Source organism: Pseudomonas sp. LTR0, assembly GCF_036630035.1.
GTDB lineage: Bacteria > Pseudomonadota > Gammaproteobacteria > Pseudomonadales > Pseudomonadaceae > Aquipseudomonas > Aquipseudomonas putida_Y.
Genome location: NZ_CP123734.1, coordinates 2,032,188 through 2,050,500, shown reverse-complemented (window position 1 = coordinate 2,050,500; position 18,313 = coordinate 2,032,188). Strand labels below are relative to the sequence as shown.

The 18,313-nt window shown below is 59.2% G+C and carries 23 protein-coding genes; 18 read left to right on the top strand and 5 right to left on the bottom strand.

Annotated features, from left to right (window positions below; translation table 11 throughout):
• Window position 1: 1 nt before the first annotated feature.
• The 12 genes from QCL51_RS09330 (at window position 2) to QCL51_RS09275 (ending at window position 11,593) form a co-directional block, all read left to right on the top strand.
• On the top strand, window positions 2–997 hold the full coding sequence (locus QCL51_RS09330; RefSeq protein WP_338444886.1) for a baseplate J/gp47 family protein: 996 nt from the start codon (window positions 2–4) through the stop codon (window positions 995–997).
• Window positions 997–1,719, top strand: coding sequence for a phage tail protein I (locus QCL51_RS09325; RefSeq protein ID WP_338444776.1), 723 nt, complete (start codon window positions 997–999; stop codon window positions 1,717–1,719). The genes QCL51_RS09330 and QCL51_RS09325 overlap by 1 nt, the downstream gene beginning before the upstream one ends.
• Window positions 1,716–2,402 carry a phage tail protein gene (locus QCL51_RS09320; RefSeq protein ID WP_338444775.1) on the top strand — a complete coding sequence of 229 codons (687 nt, stop codon included), beginning with the start codon at window positions 1,716–1,718 and terminating at the stop codon, window positions 2,400–2,402. The genes QCL51_RS09325 and QCL51_RS09320 overlap by 4 nt, the downstream gene beginning before the upstream one ends.
• Window positions 2,403–2,404: 2 nt before the next feature.
• The gene (locus QCL51_RS09315) at window positions 2,405–3,136 is read left to right on the top strand and encodes a hypothetical protein (protein WP_338444774.1); all 732 of its coding nucleotides are present in this window, start codon (window positions 2,405–2,407) and stop codon (window positions 3,134–3,136) included.
• 7 nt (window positions 3,137–3,143) lie between these two features.
• Window positions 3,144–3,605, top strand: a complete 462-nt coding sequence (locus QCL51_RS09310; protein WP_338444773.1) for a hypothetical protein — start codon at window positions 3,144–3,146, stop codon at window positions 3,603–3,605.
• A gap of 101 nt (window positions 3,606–3,706) precedes the next feature.
• A complete protein-coding gene (locus tag QCL51_RS09305; protein WP_338444772.1) occupies window positions 3,707–4,879 on the top strand; it encodes a phage tail sheath protein in 1,173 nt (390 codons plus the stop codon).
• A gap of 14 nt (window positions 4,880–4,893) precedes the next feature.
• Complete coding sequence (locus QCL51_RS09300; RefSeq protein WP_239607283.1) at window positions 4,894–5,409, top strand: phage major tail tube protein; 516 nt, start codon at window positions 4,894–4,896, stop codon at window positions 5,407–5,409.
• A 20-nt stretch (window positions 5,410–5,429) separates the two neighbouring features.
• A complete protein-coding gene (locus QCL51_RS09295; protein ID WP_338444771.1) occupies window positions 5,430–5,765 on the top strand; it encodes a phage tail assembly protein in 336 nt (111 codons plus the stop codon).
• Between the two features lie 8 nt (window positions 5,766–5,773).
• Window positions 5,774–5,893 (top strand): GpE family phage tail protein, encoded by a 120-nt coding sequence (locus QCL51_RS09290; RefSeq protein ID WP_207855665.1) that lies wholly within the window; start codon window positions 5,774–5,776, stop codon window positions 5,891–5,893.
• Window positions 5,883–10,001, top strand: coding sequence for a phage tail tape measure protein (locus QCL51_RS09285; protein ID WP_338444770.1), 4,119 nt, complete (start codon window positions 5,883–5,885; stop codon window positions 9,999–10,001). The genes QCL51_RS09290 and QCL51_RS09285 overlap by 11 nt, the downstream gene beginning before the upstream one ends.
• 6 nt (window positions 10,002–10,007) lie before the next feature.
• Window positions 10,008–10,448 (top strand): phage tail protein, encoded by a 441-nt coding sequence (locus tag QCL51_RS09280; protein ID WP_338444769.1) that lies wholly within the window; start codon window positions 10,008–10,010, stop codon window positions 10,446–10,448.
• Entirely contained in the window at window positions 10,445–11,593 is a 1,149-nt protein-coding gene (locus QCL51_RS09275) for a phage late control D family protein (protein WP_338444768.1), read from the top strand. Before QCL51_RS09280 ends, QCL51_RS09275 begins: the two co-directional genes overlap by 4 nt.
• A gap of 30 nt (window positions 11,594–11,623) precedes the next feature.
• Here the strand turns inward: QCL51_RS09275 and QCL51_RS09270 are convergent, their stop codons facing one another.
• Together QCL51_RS09270 and tnpB are read right to left on the bottom strand one after the other, a co-directional pair.
• Entirely contained in the window at window positions 11,624–13,180 is a 1,557-nt protein-coding gene (locus QCL51_RS09270) for an IS66 family transposase (protein ID WP_338443851.1), read from the bottom strand.
• 18 nt (window positions 13,181–13,198) lie between these two features.
• A complete protein-coding gene (gene tnpB / locus QCL51_RS09265) occupies window positions 13,199–13,558 on the bottom strand; it encodes an IS66 family insertion sequence element accessory protein TnpB (protein ID WP_019437365.1) in 360 nt (119 codons plus the stop codon).
• Between the two features lie 72 nt (window positions 13,559–13,630).
• Between tnpB and QCL51_RS09260 the strand changes: the two genes are divergently transcribed.
• Window positions 13,631–13,780, top strand: a complete 150-nt coding sequence (locus tag QCL51_RS09260) for a hypothetical protein (RefSeq protein ID WP_338444767.1) — start codon at window positions 13,631–13,633, stop codon at window positions 13,778–13,780.
• Window positions 13,781–13,802: 22 nt separating this feature from the next.
• On the opposite strand, the gene QCL51_RS09255 is transcribed toward QCL51_RS09260, so the two are convergent.
• From QCL51_RS09255 to QCL51_RS09245, 3 genes are all read right to left on the bottom strand, one after another.
• Complete coding sequence (locus QCL51_RS09255; RefSeq protein WP_338444766.1) at window positions 13,803–15,188, bottom strand: P-loop NTPase fold protein; 1,386 nt, start codon at window positions 15,186–15,188, stop codon at window positions 13,803–13,805.
• 254 nt (window positions 15,189–15,442) lie between these two features.
• Window positions 15,443–16,111 carry a hypothetical protein gene (locus tag QCL51_RS09250; protein WP_338444765.1) on the bottom strand — a complete coding sequence of 223 codons (669 nt, stop codon included), beginning with the start codon at window positions 16,109–16,111 and terminating at the stop codon, window positions 15,443–15,445.
• A 71-nt stretch (window positions 16,112–16,182) separates the two neighbouring features.
• Window positions 16,183–16,524, bottom strand: a complete 342-nt coding sequence (locus QCL51_RS09245; RefSeq protein ID WP_338444764.1) for a helix-turn-helix transcriptional regulator — start codon at window positions 16,522–16,524, stop codon at window positions 16,183–16,185.
• Between the two features lie 82 nt (window positions 16,525–16,606).
• On the opposite strand from QCL51_RS09245, the gene QCL51_RS09240 reads away from it, so the two are divergent.
• The 5 genes from QCL51_RS09240 (at window position 16,607) to QCL51_RS09220 (ending at window position 18,312) form a co-directional block, all read left to right on the top strand.
• Window positions 16,607–16,819 carry a DNA-binding protein gene (locus QCL51_RS09240; protein ID WP_338444763.1) on the top strand — a complete coding sequence of 71 codons (213 nt, stop codon included), beginning with the start codon at window positions 16,607–16,609 and terminating at the stop codon, window positions 16,817–16,819.
• A gap of 29 nt (window positions 16,820–16,848) precedes the next feature.
• A complete protein-coding gene (locus QCL51_RS09235; RefSeq protein ID WP_338444762.1) occupies window positions 16,849–17,331 on the top strand; it encodes a YmfL family putative regulatory protein in 483 nt (160 codons plus the stop codon).
• Window positions 17,328–17,630 (top strand): ogr/Delta-like zinc finger family protein, encoded by a 303-nt coding sequence (locus QCL51_RS09230; RefSeq protein WP_338444761.1) that lies wholly within the window; start codon window positions 17,328–17,330, stop codon window positions 17,628–17,630. The genes QCL51_RS09235 and QCL51_RS09230 overlap by 4 nt, the downstream gene beginning before the upstream one ends.
• Window positions 17,627–18,001 (top strand): hypothetical protein, encoded by a 375-nt coding sequence (locus QCL51_RS09225; RefSeq protein ID WP_338444760.1) that lies wholly within the window; start codon window positions 17,627–17,629, stop codon window positions 17,999–18,001. Before QCL51_RS09230 ends, QCL51_RS09225 begins: the two co-directional genes overlap by 4 nt.
• A 71-nt stretch (window positions 18,002–18,072) precedes the next feature.
• Entirely contained in the window at window positions 18,073–18,312 is a 240-nt protein-coding gene (locus QCL51_RS09220) for a hypothetical protein (protein ID WP_238066579.1), read from the top strand.
• The last annotated feature ends 1 nt before the right edge of the window (window position 18,313 follow it).

Here is an 18,313-nt window from a genome sequence, read left to right as displayed (position 1 = left end):
AATGATCGACCTGAGCCTGTTGCCGGCACCCGACATTGTCGAGATGCTCGACTTTGAAGTGATCCTCGCCACCCGCAAGGCTCGCCTGGTGGGCCTCTATCCGCTCGAAGAGCAGGCCGCAGTTGCAGCAAAGCTGGCCTTGGAGTCCGATCCGGTCAACAAGGTGCTGCAGGAAAACGCTTACCAGGAAGTGGTGCTCCGCCAGCGGATCAACGACGCCTCCAGAGCGAGCCTGCTGGCCTACGCTACTGGTCCGGACCTGGACAACCGTGCGGCCGACTACGGCGTGGCGCGTCTGGTGGTCACCCCAGCTGACCCAACCACTGTGCCGCCCACCCCAGCTGTAATGGAAAGTGACGAGGCGCTGCGCTATCGCACCAGGTTGTCCTTGGAAGCGTTATCCGTGGCGGGTAGCCGCGGCGCGTATGAGTTCCATAGCCTGAGCGCCTCGGCCAGTATCGGAAGCGTTTCGGTGGACTCGCCTACGTTCCAGGCCGTCCAGGTCGCCCCCGCGCTGCAAGCCCAACTCCCGGCCGGGGCGATCATTCTGGTATGCGACTACCCGGCTGGCCTATCCAATCCTCTGCCCGGGGACGTTTCACTCTGCGTGCTGCCGCGCTCCAACAGCCAGATTCCCGCGCTCGACCTGGTCAACCTGGTGCAGAAGGCGTTGTCGGCTGAGGATGTGCGCCCTATCACCGATCGGCCGCGGACCTTGGCTGGCCAGGCCACTGACTTCAAGGTCGTCGCCACACTGGAGATCGAGCCTGGTCCAGATCCAGTCGTCGTGACGGCCGCTTCACGGGCCAAGCTAGATGCCGCTATCGCCGAGGCTCGGCAACTTGAAGGGCAGTTGCCAGTATCGGCCATTTATGCGGCGCTGCATGTTTCAGGCGTGCGCCGTGTGCGCCTGACCAGCCCAACCGCTGATGTGACCTGTGACAAGCGCCACTACCCCAACTGCCTGAGCATCACGCTTGCATCGGAGGTGGCGTAATGAGCCTTTTGCCGAGCAACTCCACTCGCCTCGAACGGATCCTGGAAGCCGCGCGCGATTTCGGGCTGGACCCGGAAGCAATACGGGGTCTGGCTGACTCCGACCGGTGCCCCCCTGATTTCCTGCCTTGGCTGGCCTGGGCAATGAAAGTCGAGGGCTGGGAGGCTGCTGAAACCACGCCCCAGCAGCGCGCACTGATCCGCGAAGCCATACCGGTTCACAAGACCAAGGGCACCGTCGGCGCCATCCGCCGAGTGCTGCGGGCAGTCAACGTCAACGCGGAATTCAAAGAGTGGCACCAGATTCCTGGAGCGGTGCCCTACACCTTCCAGCTGACGGCCTGGGCGAACAGCAACCGCGGGGGTGAGGGATCCATCATCTCGCCCCAGCTCTACGCACGCCTTCGCGCTCTGGTGGATGCCACGAAGAACGAACGCAGCCACTACGAGTTTCGCCTTGGCGCCCGCTTCGACGGCGGCCTGTTACTGGGTAACGCCTTTCAGGCGCGCTCGGTACAGCACCGCACCATGGACGCCCAAGCGGCGCCCATTGATCTGATGGCGCAGTCCCTGCTGTTTGCCAACGCCCTCAACGCGTCCAGCGTGTCTCGGCAGTTCGCCGAAGCGCAGGGCGTTCCCATCCACGCAGAAGGTGCCCCGCTGGTGGCCAACGCGGCTCAGGTACGCGCGGTCGTGCGGGGCTACATGGAGGCTGTTCTATGAGTACGGCGCTACAACCTGTCATCACAAAGGCCGGCCTGGCGGCGATCCTGACGGCGACGAAAACCGGTCTCTCGGCCGAAATCGGATTTATCGCCTTGGGCAGCCAGGCCTACACCCCGTCAGCTGATCAAAAGACCTTGCGCAACGAGGTGGCGCGCTTTCCGATTTCCAGCGGCGAGAAGCTGAGCAGCACCCTGTTGCACCTGTCCGCTGTCGCGGCCGGTACGACCGGCTACTGGGTCCGCGAGATCGGCATTTTCCTCACAGACGGCACGTTGTTGGCGGTCTGGTCGCACCTGACCGAGGCGTTGGCCTATAAGGCCCCCAACATCGACCTGCTGCTGGCCTACGACCTGTCACTGGCGGCGCTGCCGGCGGACAGCGTGACCATCACCAGTACGGCTGCCGGCCTCAACCTGACGCTGGCCGAACCCTTGGCCGTGCAGGCCACAGCGCTCATTGCCGAGCAGCTGCGCACCCTGGAGCAGCAAGACCGCCTGGTTGACCAGGAGCGCCTGCAGCGTATTTCAGAAGAGCAAATCAGCGGTCTGCTGGAGCGTATGACTGCTGCCGAGAAAACCGCCACCGAAACGCGCGACAGCCTGCTGAGCGCGACGGTTGCCAATGCCACCGGGCTGATGGCCCTTCAATACACCGTTGTCCAACACTTGTACGGATCATAACCATGAGCCTTGAAACTGAAATCGCCGCGCTGGTCGCGGCAAACAACAAGCTGATCGACTATTTCAGCGGCAAAAAGACTGCGATTGACGCTGCCGTGTCCGCAGCGATCGCCGCAGCACCGTTGATGGTCCGCGGCTACTGGGTGGACCCGCAACTGGGCGACGATGCCAACGGCCTGGGGACCGATGCCAGCCCCTTCAAGACCATTCAACGGGCCGTCGACGCTACCCCGGACTGTGGTCGGGTTACCGTATGGCTGGCCAAGGACTATGTGCTGGACAAAAGCATCACCACGAACGGGCGTCAGGTGGTCATTGGTGCGTTGCCTGGCTCTGGTCGTCGACTGATTCTCAATGAGTTCATCCCGGAAGGCGACACCCTGCCACGCATGGGCTCGTTCTGGATGTCGGGCGGCTCTAACCTCCAGTTGCTCAACGTGACGCTCAGCCTGCCGGCATCGAGCGCCGGCGATCTGAGCGCCTACTACGCCCTCTGTTTTGCCAGTGGGTCGTCGGCCCCGATCATCATGCAGGTGCGCATGTACAACTGCGCGTTCGAGCTGCGCGGCACCTTCCGGGGCAAGCTGATCGGTCCAGGCTCGGCACTTTTTGCGCTGTCAATGACCGGCACAGCGGTGCCTTCTGCGCTCAACGGCTCGCTGATTGTTGGCGTTGCTGCGGGCACCCTGTCTAAAGATTTGGGCCACATCATCACCAACCTGTCGAGCCTGTGAGGCGATCATGCAAAAAACCTTTCTGAACGTCGTCTATGGCGAGATCAACTACAACGGCTTCGAGTTCGAGGCATTGCCCATCGGCGCGGCGCTGCTGGTGGCTCAGCAGCAAATCGAGCAGGCGGCCGACCAGGCGCTGGCGGCGGTACTGGGCGATCCGCTGCGTGCCATCGAGAACCAGCTGGCCGAGAGCGAGGCGAAGGCATTCAAGCAGGCGGGTTATGCCGGTGAAGTGCCGCTGACCGTACAGGCCGTCGTAGATGCCCAGGGCCTTGAGCCCATAGAGGCGACCGAGTCGATCCTGCAGGAGGCGCAGTCATGGCATGCGGCCGTCTGCTCAATCCGTGCAGCCCGCCTCAAAGGCGGCGTAGAGGTGCTCAAGGCAACCACCCATGCGCAGGCCGAGGCCTATGCCGACACCGCAATCAACGCCATTCGTGCAAGCGTTGCTGCCGTCACTGGCGCCTGACTACCTGTAGCCTCCGTTGCTACAGCCCCCCGCAATCGCATCCCGGGCTCGCGCGCGGCAGCCTGTGCAGTGTCATCCAACCACTGCACAGGCAACCAACCATGGCCGGCGATTACCACCACGGCGTGCGTGTCCTCGAAATCAACGAGGGCACCAGGCCAATCCGCACCGTCTCAACCGCCGTTGTCGGCATCGTCTGCACCGCAGAAGACGCTGATCCAACGGCTTTCCCGCTGAACACCCCCGTACTGCTGACCAACGTCCAGAGCGCGATTGCCAAGGCCGGTACCAAAGGCACCTTGGCCGTCACCCTGCAAGCTATCGCCGACCAGACCAAACCCATCACCGTCGTTGTGCGTGTTGCTCCTGGTGCAAGCCCAGCGGAAACCACCAGCAACATCATTGGCGGCACCAGTGCTACCGGCAAATACACCGGCATGAAGGCCCTGCTGGCGGCCCAGTCTCAGCTGAAAGTGAAGCCTCGCATCTTGGCAGTACCTGGTCTGGACACCCAGCCCGTGGCCACCGCCCTGGTATCCATCGCACAACAGCTGCGCGGATTCGCCTATGTCAGCGGCAACGGCTGCAAGACCAAGGAAGAGGCTACAGCCTATCGCGAGAATTTCGGCGCCCGTGAAGTCATGGTGATCTGGCCAGACTTCACCCAATGGAGCACCACCACCAACGCCAACGTCACTGCACCGGCCGTAGCGCGAGCCGTTGGCCTGCGTGCCAAGATCGATCAGGAAATCGGCTGGCACAAAACCATCTCCAACATCCCGGTTGGAGGCGTGACCGGCCTGTCTGCCGATGTGTTCTGGGACCTGCAGAACTCGGCAACCGATGCCAACTATCTCAACAGCAACGAGGTAACCACCCTCATCAACGAGGGCGGCTTCCGCTTCTGGGGCAGCCGCACCTGCTCCGACGACCCGCTGTTCGCCTTCGAGAACTACACCCGCACTGCCCAGGTAGTGGCCGACACCATTGCCGATGCCCACCTGTGGGCAATGGACAAGCCGATGCACAGTTCCCTGGTACGTGACCTGCTGGAAGGCATCAATGCCAAATTCCGCGAGCTGGTTTCCAACGGCTACCTCATCGGTGCCAGCGCCTGGTTCGACGCAGAAGCGAACACCGAGGCGACCCTCAAGGCGGGCAAGCTCTACATCGATTACGACTACACGCCTGTGCCGCCGCTGGAAGACCTGACGCTGCGCCAGCGCATCACTGATCGCTACCTGGCGAACTTCGCCAGCAACATCGCCAGCTAACGGAGAACGCAGCAATGGCAATGCCACGCAAGCTCAAAAGCATGAACCTGTTCAATGACGGTACCGGCTACCTCGGTGTCTGCAAGTCCGTCACCCTGCCCACCCTGGCGCGGAAAATGGAGGCCTATCGCGGCGGCGGTATGAACGGCACTGCCAAGGCCGACCTCGGCCTTTCCGACGACGGCCTCCAGATGGAATGGAAAACCGGCGGTCTGGAAGTTCAGGTGCTGCGCCAGTTCGGTGCGGTCAGTGCCAGCGGCGTGATGCTGCGCTTCGCCGGTTCCTACCAGCAGGACGACACGGGCGAGTACACCGACGTTGAGATCGTCGTCCGTGGCCGGCACGAAACCATCGACCTGGGCGACGCGACCCCAGGCGAGGACACCGAGCAGTCGATGACCACGGCACTCACCTACTACAAGTTGACCGTTGCCGGCGAAGTCATCGTCGAGATCGACGTCCTCAACTTCATCGAAATCATCAACGGTGTGGACATGCTCGCCGAGCAACGCCGCGCCATTGGCATCTGAACCTGATACCTGGAGCCCCCATGGAACCCAAAGACAACACCATCGAAGTCGAAGCCAAGGCCGCAGCCCTGGACGACAACACCGTCGAACTGGATACCCCAGTGAAGCGCGGCAACACCGTCATCGACACCGTGACCCTGCGCAAGCCGACTGCCGGCGAGCTGCGCGGCCTGCACCTGGCCGAGCTGCTCAACTGGGATGTGGGCAGCCTCATCAAGCTACTGCCCCGCATCTGCCAGCTGAATGCCCAGGAAGTGGCCCAGCTGGACCCTGCTGACCTGGTTGCCCTCGGCGGCAAGGTCACCGGTTTTTTGCTGCAGAAGCAGACGAAGAAGGACGCGTCCCTGGTTGCGTAGAAGACGCCATGGCCGATCTGGCCGTGGTTTTCCACTGGACGCCAGCCGACATGGACCGGCTGAGCGTCCGAGATTTAATGGATTGGCGCGAGCGAGCGCGCGTAAGGAGCAGTAACGATGGCAAATGATCTACGGCTGAGGCTCCTGCTGGACACCGTGGACAAAGCCACTGCCCCGCTGCGCCAAATCAACAAGGGCGGTCAGGAGACCGCTCGCGCGCTCAAGGCGACCCGCGATCGCCTGAAAGAGCTGAACGCTCAGCAAAAGGATGTCGGCGCCTGGCGTCAGCAGAACGCTCAAGCTCGCGAGACTGCCAAAGCCCTGGACGCGGCAAGGGCCAAGGTCAAGCAAATGGGCCGGGAAATGTCCGCCCTGGACAACCCGACCAAGAAAATGACGGCCGAGTTTCAAGCCGCCATCCGCGCCACCAACGAGCTAAAGCAGCAGCAGAAGGACGAGCAGGAAGCGCTGCGCGGACTTCAGCGCCGCCTAGGTGAAGCAGGGATAGACACCCGAAAGCTCAACCAGCACAACGCCGCTCTGCGTCAGCAGATGACGCAGACCAATCACACCATTGAGCAGCAGGAAGCCCGGCTCAAGCAGCTTGCCGTTGCACAGCGGAAAGCTGCACAGGCCAAGGAACGGCTTGAAAAGACGCAGGATCACGCCGGCAAGATGGCGGGTGCCGGTGCCGCAGGCATCGCTGCCGGCGCCGGTATGGCCGTGGCAGGCGCCGCTGTACTCGCCCCACAACTTGAAGTCGCCCATCAAGGCTCAAGGATCGCCGCGCAGTCCGGCGAGTCGACCGACCAGGGCAAACGGTACAGCGACCTCATCCGTAACATTCGCGCAGACGGCCAAAGCTCTGACATTGCCGAGATCGGCGATGCGGTAGCCGCAGCCAAAAGCACCCTCGGCGCCTTGGGCAGCCTGGGTGATAAAGAGCTGGACAGCGCGGCGCGCAAGGCGCTGGACCTGTCCAAGGTCATGGAGCTGGATGTTGCTGAAAGCATCCAGATGGTCGGGATCCTGATGAAGAACGGCCTGGCCAGCAGCAGTGACCAGGCATTCGACCTGGTCGCCGCCGGCCTGCAGAAGGTCTCGACCCAGATGCGCGGCGAGATTCCAGAAATCCTGCATGAGTACTCCACTCACTTCCGCGGCATGGGTTTCACCGGGTCTGAAGCCATGAGCCTGCTCATCAACATGGCCAAGCAGGGCAAGTTCGCCCTGGACAAGACCGGCGATGCGATCAAGGAGTTTTCGATCCGTGGCTCCGACATGTCGAAAACAAGCCAGGAGGCCTATGCCTCGATCGGCCTGAATGCGACCAAAATGTCCTCGGCAATCGCCAAAGGCGGGCCGTCTGCCCGCGAGGCGCTGACAAAGACCGCCAATGCTCTGCTTCGGATCAAAGACCCGGCCGAGCGGGCCAACGCAGCCATTGCGTTGTTCGGCACCCCCGTCGAAGACTTGGCGATCGACCAGATTCCTGACTTTTTGAAGGCGCTGGCCGGCGGTACCGCCGCCCTGGGCGACATCACCGGCGCCGCCGACAAGATGGGCAAGACGTTCCGCGATAACCTGAGCGGCGACCTGGACAAGCTCACCGGTACCTGGAGCGGAATGATCGGCGCGTTGGTAGATGGCCAGAACGGCCCTCTGCGCGAGCTGGTCCAGACGGTGACCGGCATCCTGGGTGCATCACACGCCTGGATCGAGGCAAACCCTGAACTGGCGTCCAGCCTTGCCAAAGGTGCCGCCGTTGTGGCGGTTCTGGTTGCTGGCATGGGCGCCCTCACAGTCGCTATGGCAAGCATTCTCGGCCCGTTCGCGCTGGCCCGATACGGCATGTCCATGTTCGCCATCCAAGGCGGCGCAATGCTCCCGGTAGTAGGCAAACTGGTTGGCGCGTTGTCCGGTACCTTGCTCACCGCCATCCGTGGTGTGTCCATTGCACTCTGGGGGCTGGCCACCAACCCCGCGACACTGGCGATCGCCGCTGCCGTGGCAGCCATTGCGGGTGCGGGCTATCTGCTGTACCAAAACTGGGACCCGGTGAAGGCCTACTTCTCGAACTCTTGGGCTGAGATCAAAGCCGGATTCAGTGGGGGGATTTCTGGAATCCTGACTGTGCTGGCCAACTTCAGCCCGATCGGCCTGATCTACCAAGCCTTCGCGGGCGTGTTGAACTATCTCGGCGTCGATATGCCAGCCCGCTTCACCGAGTTCGGCGGGATGATTATCAGCGGCCTGGTCAAAGGCCTGACCGCCGGCTTCGGTGCGGTGAAGGATGCCATCAGCAGCATCGGTACCTCGACCATTGGCTGGTTCAAGGAAAAGCTCGGCATCCATAGCCCATCGCGAGTGTTTACAGAGCTGGGCGGTTTCACCACAGAAGGGCTCGCACAAGGCTTGGAAAGGGGGTCCAAGGAGCCTCTGGACGCGGTCGCCAAGTTGGGACAGCAACTGAGTCAGGCAGGATTCTATGAGCTTAGAGCCGCTACCCTCCAGCTTGATGGCGCGCGGCCGGAAGTGTCTCGTCCTCCAGTAGTTCAACCGCTGACAGTTGTTGCATCACCAGCTTCTGCCCCTGAATCCACTGGCGAACGCTCGCATGACGCCAGCTCGCTGGCCGCAGCCCTAGTCGGCATGAGCCGCACGCTGGCCAGCGGTGATGACACCAAACCGGATACCCCGCGCCGACCAGTGATCCAGCCGCTAGCGGTCACTGTGGCACCAGCTGCTGTCGCTGAGCCGGCGCAAGGCTCGTCGCCTGATGCCAGTTCGTTGGCTGTCGCCCTGGTCGGCATGAACCGCACCCTGGCCAGCGGCGGCGACACCAAGCCGGACACCCCGCGACCGCCGGTTATCCAGCCGTTAACGGTCACCGTGGCACCAGCTGCTGCCGCTGAGCCGGCACAAGGCCCTTCGTCTGATGCCAGCTCGTTGTCTGCTGCCCTGGTCGGCATGAGCCGCACCCTGGCCAGCGGCGGCGACACCAAGCCGGACACCCCGCGACCGCCGGTTATCCAGCCGTTAGCGGTCACCGTGGCACCAGCTGCTGCCGCTGAGCCGGCACAAGGCCCTTCGTCTGATGCCAGCTCGTTGGCTGCCGCCCTGGTCGGCATGAGCCGCACCTTGGCCAGCGGCAACGACACCAAGCCAGAAACCCCGCGGCCACCTGTTATCCAGCCGCTAGCGGTCACTTTGGCACCAGCTGCTGCAACTGAGCCGACACAAGATCCGTCGTCTGACGCCAGCTCGTTGGCTGCCGCCCTGGTCGGCATGAGCCGCACCCTGGCCAGCGGCGACGACTCCAAGCCAGAAACCCCGCGGCCACCTGTTATCCAGCCGCTAGCGGTCACTGTGGCAACAGCTGCTGCCGCTGAACCGGCGCATGGCCCTTCGCCTGATGCCAGCTCGGTGGCTGCCGCCCTGATCGGCATGAGCCGCACGCTGGCCAGCGGCGACGACGCAAGGCCGGATACCCCACGGCCGCCGGTTATCCAGCCACTGGCTGTGGCGGCGTCACCAGTCGTACCTGCTGAGCCAGCACCAGACCCGGCGCCTGATACCAGTTCGCTGACTGCCGCCCTGGTCGGCATGAGCCGAACGCTGGCCAACGGAGCCGAGGCCAAGCCTGTGATTCAGCTGAAACCTGCTGTCCACATACAAGCCGCGGCTACAGGTGGTGAAAGCGCAACCAAAGAGTCCTGGTTCGCTGATAGCCTTTCGGCTTTCACTGAGGCTCTTGCCCTGGTGAACCCCTTCCTCCCCCAGACAGAGGCGGTAAAGCCGGGGCCTACTACGCTGCCAGCCCCCAGGATCGAGCCCAGATACCCAGAAGAAGTTGCAACGCTGCCAGCCAGCCTGGCGTTGGGAATGACGGTGGGTAGTAAGTCGCTGATTGGAGCGCTGACGGCCATGACACTGCAGCTGGCACACGCTGGTGGCGTGGCTCCCCGGCCGGAGATACCGCAGGTTCCGTCTGTACAGGCGCCAAGCACTGGCCCGCTGGACAGCGCTCCCATCACGCTGACTGTGGACAACCGTCCACCAATCGCAGCTGCACCGCCGGTTAGCTATGACAGCCACGACGTTTATCACATCTCGATTCCTACAGCCCCAGGCATGGATGCCAAGGCAATCGCCCGGGCTGTCAGCGCTGAACTGGATAAGCGCGATCGTGAAAAATCCGCCCGTCAGCGCAGCCGCCTGACCGATCTGGAGTAAAGCCACATGATGCTTGCCCTGGGCATGTTTGTTTTTAGCCTGCCTACACTCGCGTACCAGCAGCTGCAGCGCCAGACCGACTGGCGCCATGCTTCCAATTCACGTATCGGCGCACAACCCGGGCGTCAGTTCCTGGGCCGCGGTGAAGATGAAATCACCCTGCCCGGGGTGCTGCTGCCGGAGCTGGCCGGCTCGATGATGAGCCTCGACGAGATCAGAGCCATGGGCAACACAGGCAAGGCATGGGCCCTGGTTGAAGGCACAGGCAGGGTATACGGGCTGTTTGTCATCGAAAGCCTCAGCGAGACGCGGTCTGTGTTTTTCCAGGACGGTACCGCCCGGCGCATCGAATTCAGCCTCACGCTCAAGCGGGTGGACGATGGTCGGGTCGACTTGATGGGCTCTGTGGTTTCGACCACATCGAACATACTGAGGGCGCTACTGTGACCGGGCTCGACCAATTGGCCGCTTTCATTACGGATACGCGGGAAGGCCTGCAGCGTGACAGTACTTACGGCGTGCCCGCTTTCCGGCTGTCCGTGGACGGCAAGGACATTGGCAGGCTCATCAGCCCCAGGCTGATGTCATTGGAGCTCACAGACAATCGGGGCCTTGAGGCCGACCAACTGAGCATTACCCTCAGCGACCACGACGGATTGCTTGAAATCCCTCCAAAGGGCGCTGTGGTGAAACTGTGGCTGGGCTGGAGCGACACAGGGCTAATCGATAAAGGGACTTACACCATCGACGAGACGGAGCACAGTGGGGCCCCTGATACCCTGAGCATTCGGGCGCGCTCTGCAGACCTCCGCGGATCGCTCAAGACCAAACGCGAGCGCAGCTGGAGCGCCGTAACGCTGGGCAAAATTCTCACTGAGATCGCCACCGCTCATGACTTGACCGCAAAAATCGCCCCGGAAGTAGCTGCCCGCGCGGTGAAGCATCTTGACCAGGCCAATGAGTCGGATGCCAACATCCTCACCCGCCTGGGCGAGCTTCACGATGCCGTCATCACAGTGAAGGCCGGTTGCCTCATCTGTCTGGCGGCTGGCAGCGGAAAAACCGCCAGCGGCATGGCGCTGCCACACATCACCTTGAGCCGTTCCAGCGGTGATGGGCACCGGTTCCTGCAGGCCGATCGGGATAGCTACGACTCGGTAAAGGCGTACTACTACGACATTGGCAGCACCAAGAAACAGGAAGCGATCGCTGGTGGCGGCGACAAGGTCAAAGAATTACGCCACACCTACAGCGACCGTGATTCGGCGCTGCGAGCTGCACGCTCTGAACTAAACAGATTGCAGCGCGGAAGTGCGACCCTCAGCTTTACGCTGGCCAAGGGGAGAGCTGACCTGGTTCCCGAGCTGACATACAGCCTGCGAGGTGTGAAAAGCGAGATCGACGCCATCGTCTGGCACGGGGGCAACGTGCAGCACAGCCTGTCGCCAACGAATGGCTACACCACTAGCCTAGAACTTGAAAGCAAACTGCCAGAGGACTCAGTCGAAGGGCTTTACCAGGATGAAAAAGACGGAGCCTACACAGGAGTGGTGGCGTTTTATCGCGATAAAACCACCGAGTGCGATCCATGAACCCCACCTTCTAAAAGATAGGGCCTCAGCTTACTGTGGTATCTCTGGCGAGCAGTTCCATGGCAGCAAGGCTTCGTAGTCTGAGACCGACGACGCATACGGCAGGCGCTCAAGTACGTGGCGCAGCCACGTATAGGGCTCCTGGCCGTTGACCTTGGCGGTCTCGACCAAGCTGTATATCTGCGCACTTGCCGTGGCGCCCTTGGGCGTGTCACTGAACAGCCAAGCCTTGCGCCCAATGACAAACGGTTTTATCGCACGCTCTGCCAGGTTGTTGTCGATTGGCAAATGGCCCGCTTCGACATACCGTTCCAGGCGGCTCCAGTTGTTTGCCAGGTAATGCACCGCCTTGCCCAATACGCTTTGCGGCGTCACCTGGGCGTACGTCTTGTCCAGCCAGCTTTTCAGCTGACCGAGGATCGGTAAGCTTCTTTCCTGGCGACCGATGAACCGCTGTTCGTCGCTGACCTCCTTGAGGTCGCGCTCGATGTCATACAGCTTATTGATCATCGTCAGCGCCACATCGGCTCGTCCGGTCTTACCCTTGGGCTGCACCTTTTGTGCTTCGACGAACTTGCGGCGCGCGTGAACCATGCATGCCAGTCGCTCGATACCGGGCTGCAACGCCAAAGCGTTGTAACCCGCATAATCGTCGGTCATCACATAGCCGCGATAGCCTTGCAGCAGACGCAATGGTACTTCCTGCGCACGGCTGGTGGTGTAGTCGAACAGCACAACTTGTCGATCAGGCGGGCCACTGGCTTGCACCCACATCCAGGATTGGCTGGTCGGGTCTCGATCCGGTTCTTTCAACACCTGGACGCGGGTCTCATCGCAATGAATCACCGGACTTTCCAGCAGCCGATCACGCATCAGGTTCAACAGCGGCTGGAAGTATTTACTGCACTGGATCACCCAACGCGCCAGGGTTTGTCGTGGAATCTCGATGCCGTGGCGGGACAGCACACTTTCAAACCTGTGTAGCGGCAAGCCATCGACGTACTTGGTCGTCAGCAGCATGGCCAGCACGCTTGGGCTGGCCATGCTTTTTTCGATTAACTGGGCGGGCTTGTCAGCAGTGACAGGAGCAGTCTCGCAACCACGGCAGCCATAGATCTTGCGCACGTGTTTGAGTACGCGGATCTGCATCGGCACGATATCGAGCTGCTCGCTGGTTTCTTCGCCGATGACATGCTTGCGGCAACCGCAGGTGCAGGTCAGTTCGTGTTCGGGCAACTCATGGATAACTTCGATACGTGGCAGATTAGCCGCCAGTGGCTTGCGCTTGCCACGGCGCTTGACCGGGACAACGACTTCTTCATCGGCATCATCGACTACAGCCAGCAGAGGGTCATTTTCCGCTTCATCGAACATGGCCAGTTGCGGCGTTTTGGGATCGACGGTTTGCTCGGACTTGCGGCCAAAGAAACGGTCACGCCATAACTTGATTTGTTCTTTCAGATCGTCAATTTGGACGATGTGGGCCTGATTGACTTCCTGCTCGCGCAAACGGGCAGCATAGCTCTCAAGCAATAATTGCTTGAGCAGGGCAGGATCGTCTGGGAGATTGTCGGGCACGGAAATCATGCCGCGGATTATACCGGGTCAGGCGACGTAGCGCGGAGTCAAAACCTGATGAGGACGGTTGCGCCAAAGGTCGAAACCGTCGAGCAGCCAATTGAGTTCTTGGACGGTCAGGACAATCGCTTCGTCGCTGGGCTCAGGCGACATTTTGAAGCGCTCGGCTTCCAGGCGCTTGAGCCAGAGGCAGAAGCCGTTGCGCTCCCAGTACAACACTTTGATCCGATTACGCGCCTTGTTGAGGAAGACGAAGAGCACGGGGTCGAACACGGCGACTTTGATATCCAGTTCTACCAAGGCAGTAAGGCCGTCGATGGACTTTCGAAAGTCCACAGGCTTGGGGTAGAGGTAGACTTTTTCGACTTTGCTGTCGGGGCGCATCATGCAGGGCTGGCTCCAGAAGGAAATCGGGAGCACAGCATCGGGCATCAGGTAAGCGCTTTGAATGTGGGGTTCATGGAGCACTTACAAACCACCGGCAAAGAAATGTCAGTTATCGCTGGCGATGCCACCAGGCCAAAGCGGATCAAGCGGGTTTATGACAATAAAGAAGCCGCTCAGAAATCAACCGATCGGGAATGGCAGAAAATGCAGAGCAGTAGTTGAACTGCTCTGTCATCTGGCCTATTCACTTAAGTCGATAAGCTAAATCCACTACTTTTCGATAGCTTCTCAGACGTTCGGGCAGATCACCATTGAAATTGTCGTGATATACACTGGATCTCCACCGCTCAAGACCCTGCCCCATGCGCCTGAATGCCTCAGCATCAGCCGTTACCATCGCATGATAAAAGCTAACCATGTTAAATACGGACTCGATCGATGTTGTAAAGTGATAGTTTACATTCAACACCCTGTACGTATACAGAGACTTGAACTCATCAGGCCCCTTTGCAGTAAAGAAATCAAGATACTGCTCTGCCTTAGAGTTTTTGTAGAACACAAGGAATGCCAACCAGAAGAAATTAATTTTCCCTCCTATCGTATCGGCAGCACTTTTTATTTGCTTCACATAATTAGTTAACTCACGCAAACCAACATCAAAACACTTAGCCAAACCGACCAAAATAATCTGATTCTCCGTATACCCAGGCAACTCACATTTTACTGTATCTTTATTGGGGTATACCAACTGCTCGGCGCGAGCCCGAGCGTATGGGTAAGCCGCCGTCAAATCACCACTAACATTGATACCAAGTTGTAGCGACTCGATTTCAGGCAGGATATTTTTGACCAAACTAAAAATATCATCGTTATCCAACCTAAATTCAGCATCAAAGAATCTATTGAGATACCGCTCCGAAGCGAAGCCTTGACCGTAAACTGCTCGGATAGAATGAGCTAGCTGGGCCGAGTCGGACGCTATAACAAACCTGCAATTTTCCAATTCGAAGAAATGCTTAATTCTTTCAAGCAGTTCGATAGCATAGGTTGGTCGACACCGGTCAAGCTCATCAATGAAAATAAAGGCCGGGCTTTTCAAGGATCTGTCATTGGCGGCTTGAGACAGTCTGGCAGCAACCTCCTCCTTAAACTCCTTAACGCTATTACGCGTCTCCGCCTGATCTTTAATCAGAGCTTCGACAACACTATCAACGGTGTCTTCTGCCCCTTTTGCCAGCAAGTCATCTAAGTCAACTCCGCTAAACTTCCTAACAAGCCCTTTGAGAATTAAAGGGCCTGCTTTCTTGACAAGGACCGATCCAGTATTAATTATCGCAGAGCCGACCTTTGTGGAGGAAAGTTCAGTTGGATCAGTAAGTTGCTCCTCAATGCAGGCGATCAGTGCAACCAATGGTTCGGCAGAGTAATCTGTTTCCCAAGCATTGAAACGGACACAAACGTGGTCCGTCGACAGCATATTTGCCCAACGATCAAGAAAGAAAGACTTACCGGTTCCCCAAGGCGAGTTTACATTTAAAACTTTAACATGGGAATTATTCAAAATATACGACGTGAGAAATTCCGCACTAGGCTTCCTTTCCATAAAATCATCATGCCACGGATTTTCCATAGACCCCCCAAAAAAAGGGGCCTGAGATACAGACCCCAACCCCTTACTCAGATGACTTTTGGAGCACCTCCAAGATCCTTATCAAATCTTGCTGCCTACGCTCATCCAAGTTACGGAGAAGTTCGATAAAGAGGCGTTCCAACTGGGTAAGGCTTTCCATCATAGGTACTCCATTTCCATAAGACATATGCGACATCAAAGACACCGCACACAATCAAACAGAAAGTTGAAGAACCCTCCTAAACATCCGAAGACTAAATAGGGGCGGCCATAAACCAAGTGCCCATTTGGTCTGTTGACTTAATGCTCAACTTGACCTGCCCGTAGGTTTCTTTGCTTCCTTTCATCATTTCTGGCAGTTTTTTGAACACGTCACGGTGATTGGACTCCGGCGCAGCAGCAGCAAGCGCGGCAGTCCCGATAAGCATGATTTCCAGCCCCGACGATGGCGAACCATCACCAACACCTATCAGCATTACATCGACGATATCTCCCGTGTCCTTCGACACCGTCAAAATCAGTGAAGCGAAAGGCCCTAAGTTGGCCTTGAGAACATTATTCATGTCCCCAGTTGTAATCTCAGCTGGATTGACACGGTAAGGTTTCTCAAACTGTTCGAGCAACGGATTAATTCGATCAGCATAAACAACTGGGGTCATATGCAGCGATTTAACCTCAGAAGCCTCTGGCGTAACTACTCGTTTAGCCTCGACTGAGACACTTGCTTGGCTAGGTGTTTTGCTATCGACAATCCCCGTAGAAACAGCAATTCCAGCGATGGCAACCGCCATGAAGCAACAGGCAAAACTCCCAGCCACTTGCCTAGTCAACCAACCGCTACCGCGTTTCTTCATTCTGCCCGCCAGCCACCACCAGGTAGCCACACCCATGCCGAGGCACAAGACCCCAACCAAATCATCCATATATCGTCCTCGACATTCGACCAGCCCCCATGGCCGGCAACAGCTTTCAGCTGAGCACAATCAGCTGCTTGTCACTTGAACAAGTTCGCTTTCTGGAAAGCTCGCGCAGTGCGTTGCAACACCGCCCGGTCCGTCTCGTCAATCGATCGTAGGATCTCCACGAACTCTGTTTCCTCAGCCGTGAAGCTGGAGGTCGGCGGCAATACCCTCACGCCAGTAATCACGTACAGGACGTCCACACCCTGTGCCGCTGCGGCCGCAAGGTAGTTCGAATCAGGGCTGCGCTCGCCCTTTTCATAGTTGTACTGGGTGTTTTTCGACGCCCCTGCAAGCGCAGCAAAATCCGTCTGGTTCAGCCCCAGCCGCTCACGTTCTTCTTTCAGACGCTCGCCAATTCCCACAAATGTCTCCATAGGCAATTGACTTTCCCTCATTCGAGGGAAATAATCACCACAGCATCACACGAAACCACACGAAATCACACGAACCGAGACTATGCCCAACAGCTACCCCACCGAGCAAGCGTGCCAAGCGGCTCGCGCTCGAATTGCGCGGCAAGGAATCTCAGCGAAGGAATGGGCCGAGCAACATGGCCTCAGTCCTTCAACCGTCTACGCCGTCCTCAACGGGCAAAAGAAGTGCCTTCGAGGCGAATCACACCGGGCAGCTGTGTTGCTCGGGATCAAAGAAGGCGAAACAGAAAACTAGCCACCCTGGCCCAAGGAAGAAACCAGAACATGAAGACCACCGTTCTAGAGAACCTACGCCAGGTTGTCAGCGCCGTTGTATGCGCGTACCCAGGCGGACGGGAGTGCGCAGCAGCTCAGCTCGGATTTCAGCTGAAGCAGTTCGACAACCGCGTGTATGAAAACGCCGGCAGCCGCCCGCTTAGCTACGACCAGATCCACCAGCTGGAGCAGGTAGCCAACACCACCCACTTACCCGAGTTCATTGCCCGGCTGTATGGCGGCATGTTTGTGCCGCTGACCAAAACAGAGGACTTGGACAACGTCGAGCTGTTCCGTCGCTCTTTGAAGACCGACGCCAAGCTGGGGCACATCGACCAGCTCATAGTTGCATCGATCGAAGACGGTGTCATTGAAGCTGGTGAGGCGATGGCAATCATCCACGCCCTGACCCGGTATTTTGCTGCCCGCACCGCTGAAGTCGCCGCGACCATCCAGCTTTACAGCACAGCAAATGTAAGGGGAACGAAGTGAGCAGCGCCTACAAGCTCGTATGCCCCCACTGCAACAGCAAGATGCGTATTCGCACTAGCGAAGGCACACACATTTTCCTGCGCATTGCCTACCTGCAGTGCGTGAACGAGGCCTGCGGCTGGTCCGTCCGCGCTCAGTTTGAAATGACGCACGAAATGAGCCCGAGCGGCATGCCGAACCCTTCCGTTCGACTGCCAGCAGCACCCATCGCAATTCGTCGTCAAGCCATGAAGTCTGCTTCGGGTGAGAACCACCCCGATCTGATCGACCAGTTGGAAATGGAGCCTGTAACCGCATGAACGCCATCGCCCTGACCACCAACCCCGAAACCGACTATCGCGCTGCCATGCAGCAGGCCGCCGTGGCCTTCCTATTCCGCCAGGAGGGCCTTCACCTTGCCGGCGACCACCAGGTGCTGGAGAACTGCAGCCGCTTCCTGGCGCAGTCGCTGGAAGTGCCTGCACACCTGGTGCAGCGCATCGCTGAGCTGGCCGTCGCTGAGTTCGAGAGCAAGACCACTGGGCGCTTGAAGCTCCTGGGTGTATGCCCGACCAGCGGGATTTTCAGGGCACAGCTGATCCTGCTGGATACCACGACCCAGCAGCGGCACCTGGTGCCGGCGCGCTACCTCCCCCGACGTATGCAGCACACCTGCAACGCCTCGAAGTAACCCGAACAACCCCCTTCCCGATGCCCCGTTCTGCGTGGGTAAGGGGAAACTGCATTCAACTGGTGGCCGACATGAGCAAAATCACCATCCAACTGGAGCTAGATGAGCAGCAGGCGCAACGTTACCTGCAATGGCTCAACTCTCAGTTTGACACCACCATGGCCGAAGTCTGGCATTCGGACCGCTACCGCAACGTTCCGGCCGGTAAGCGCGGCTCCAAGGTGCTGAGCGACATCCCTTACCTGGTCGGCATTGGCCGGACCTGCCGTGAGCTTCGCAAGCAGCTGGCCGGCAACGGGGAGCGCGCGTAGT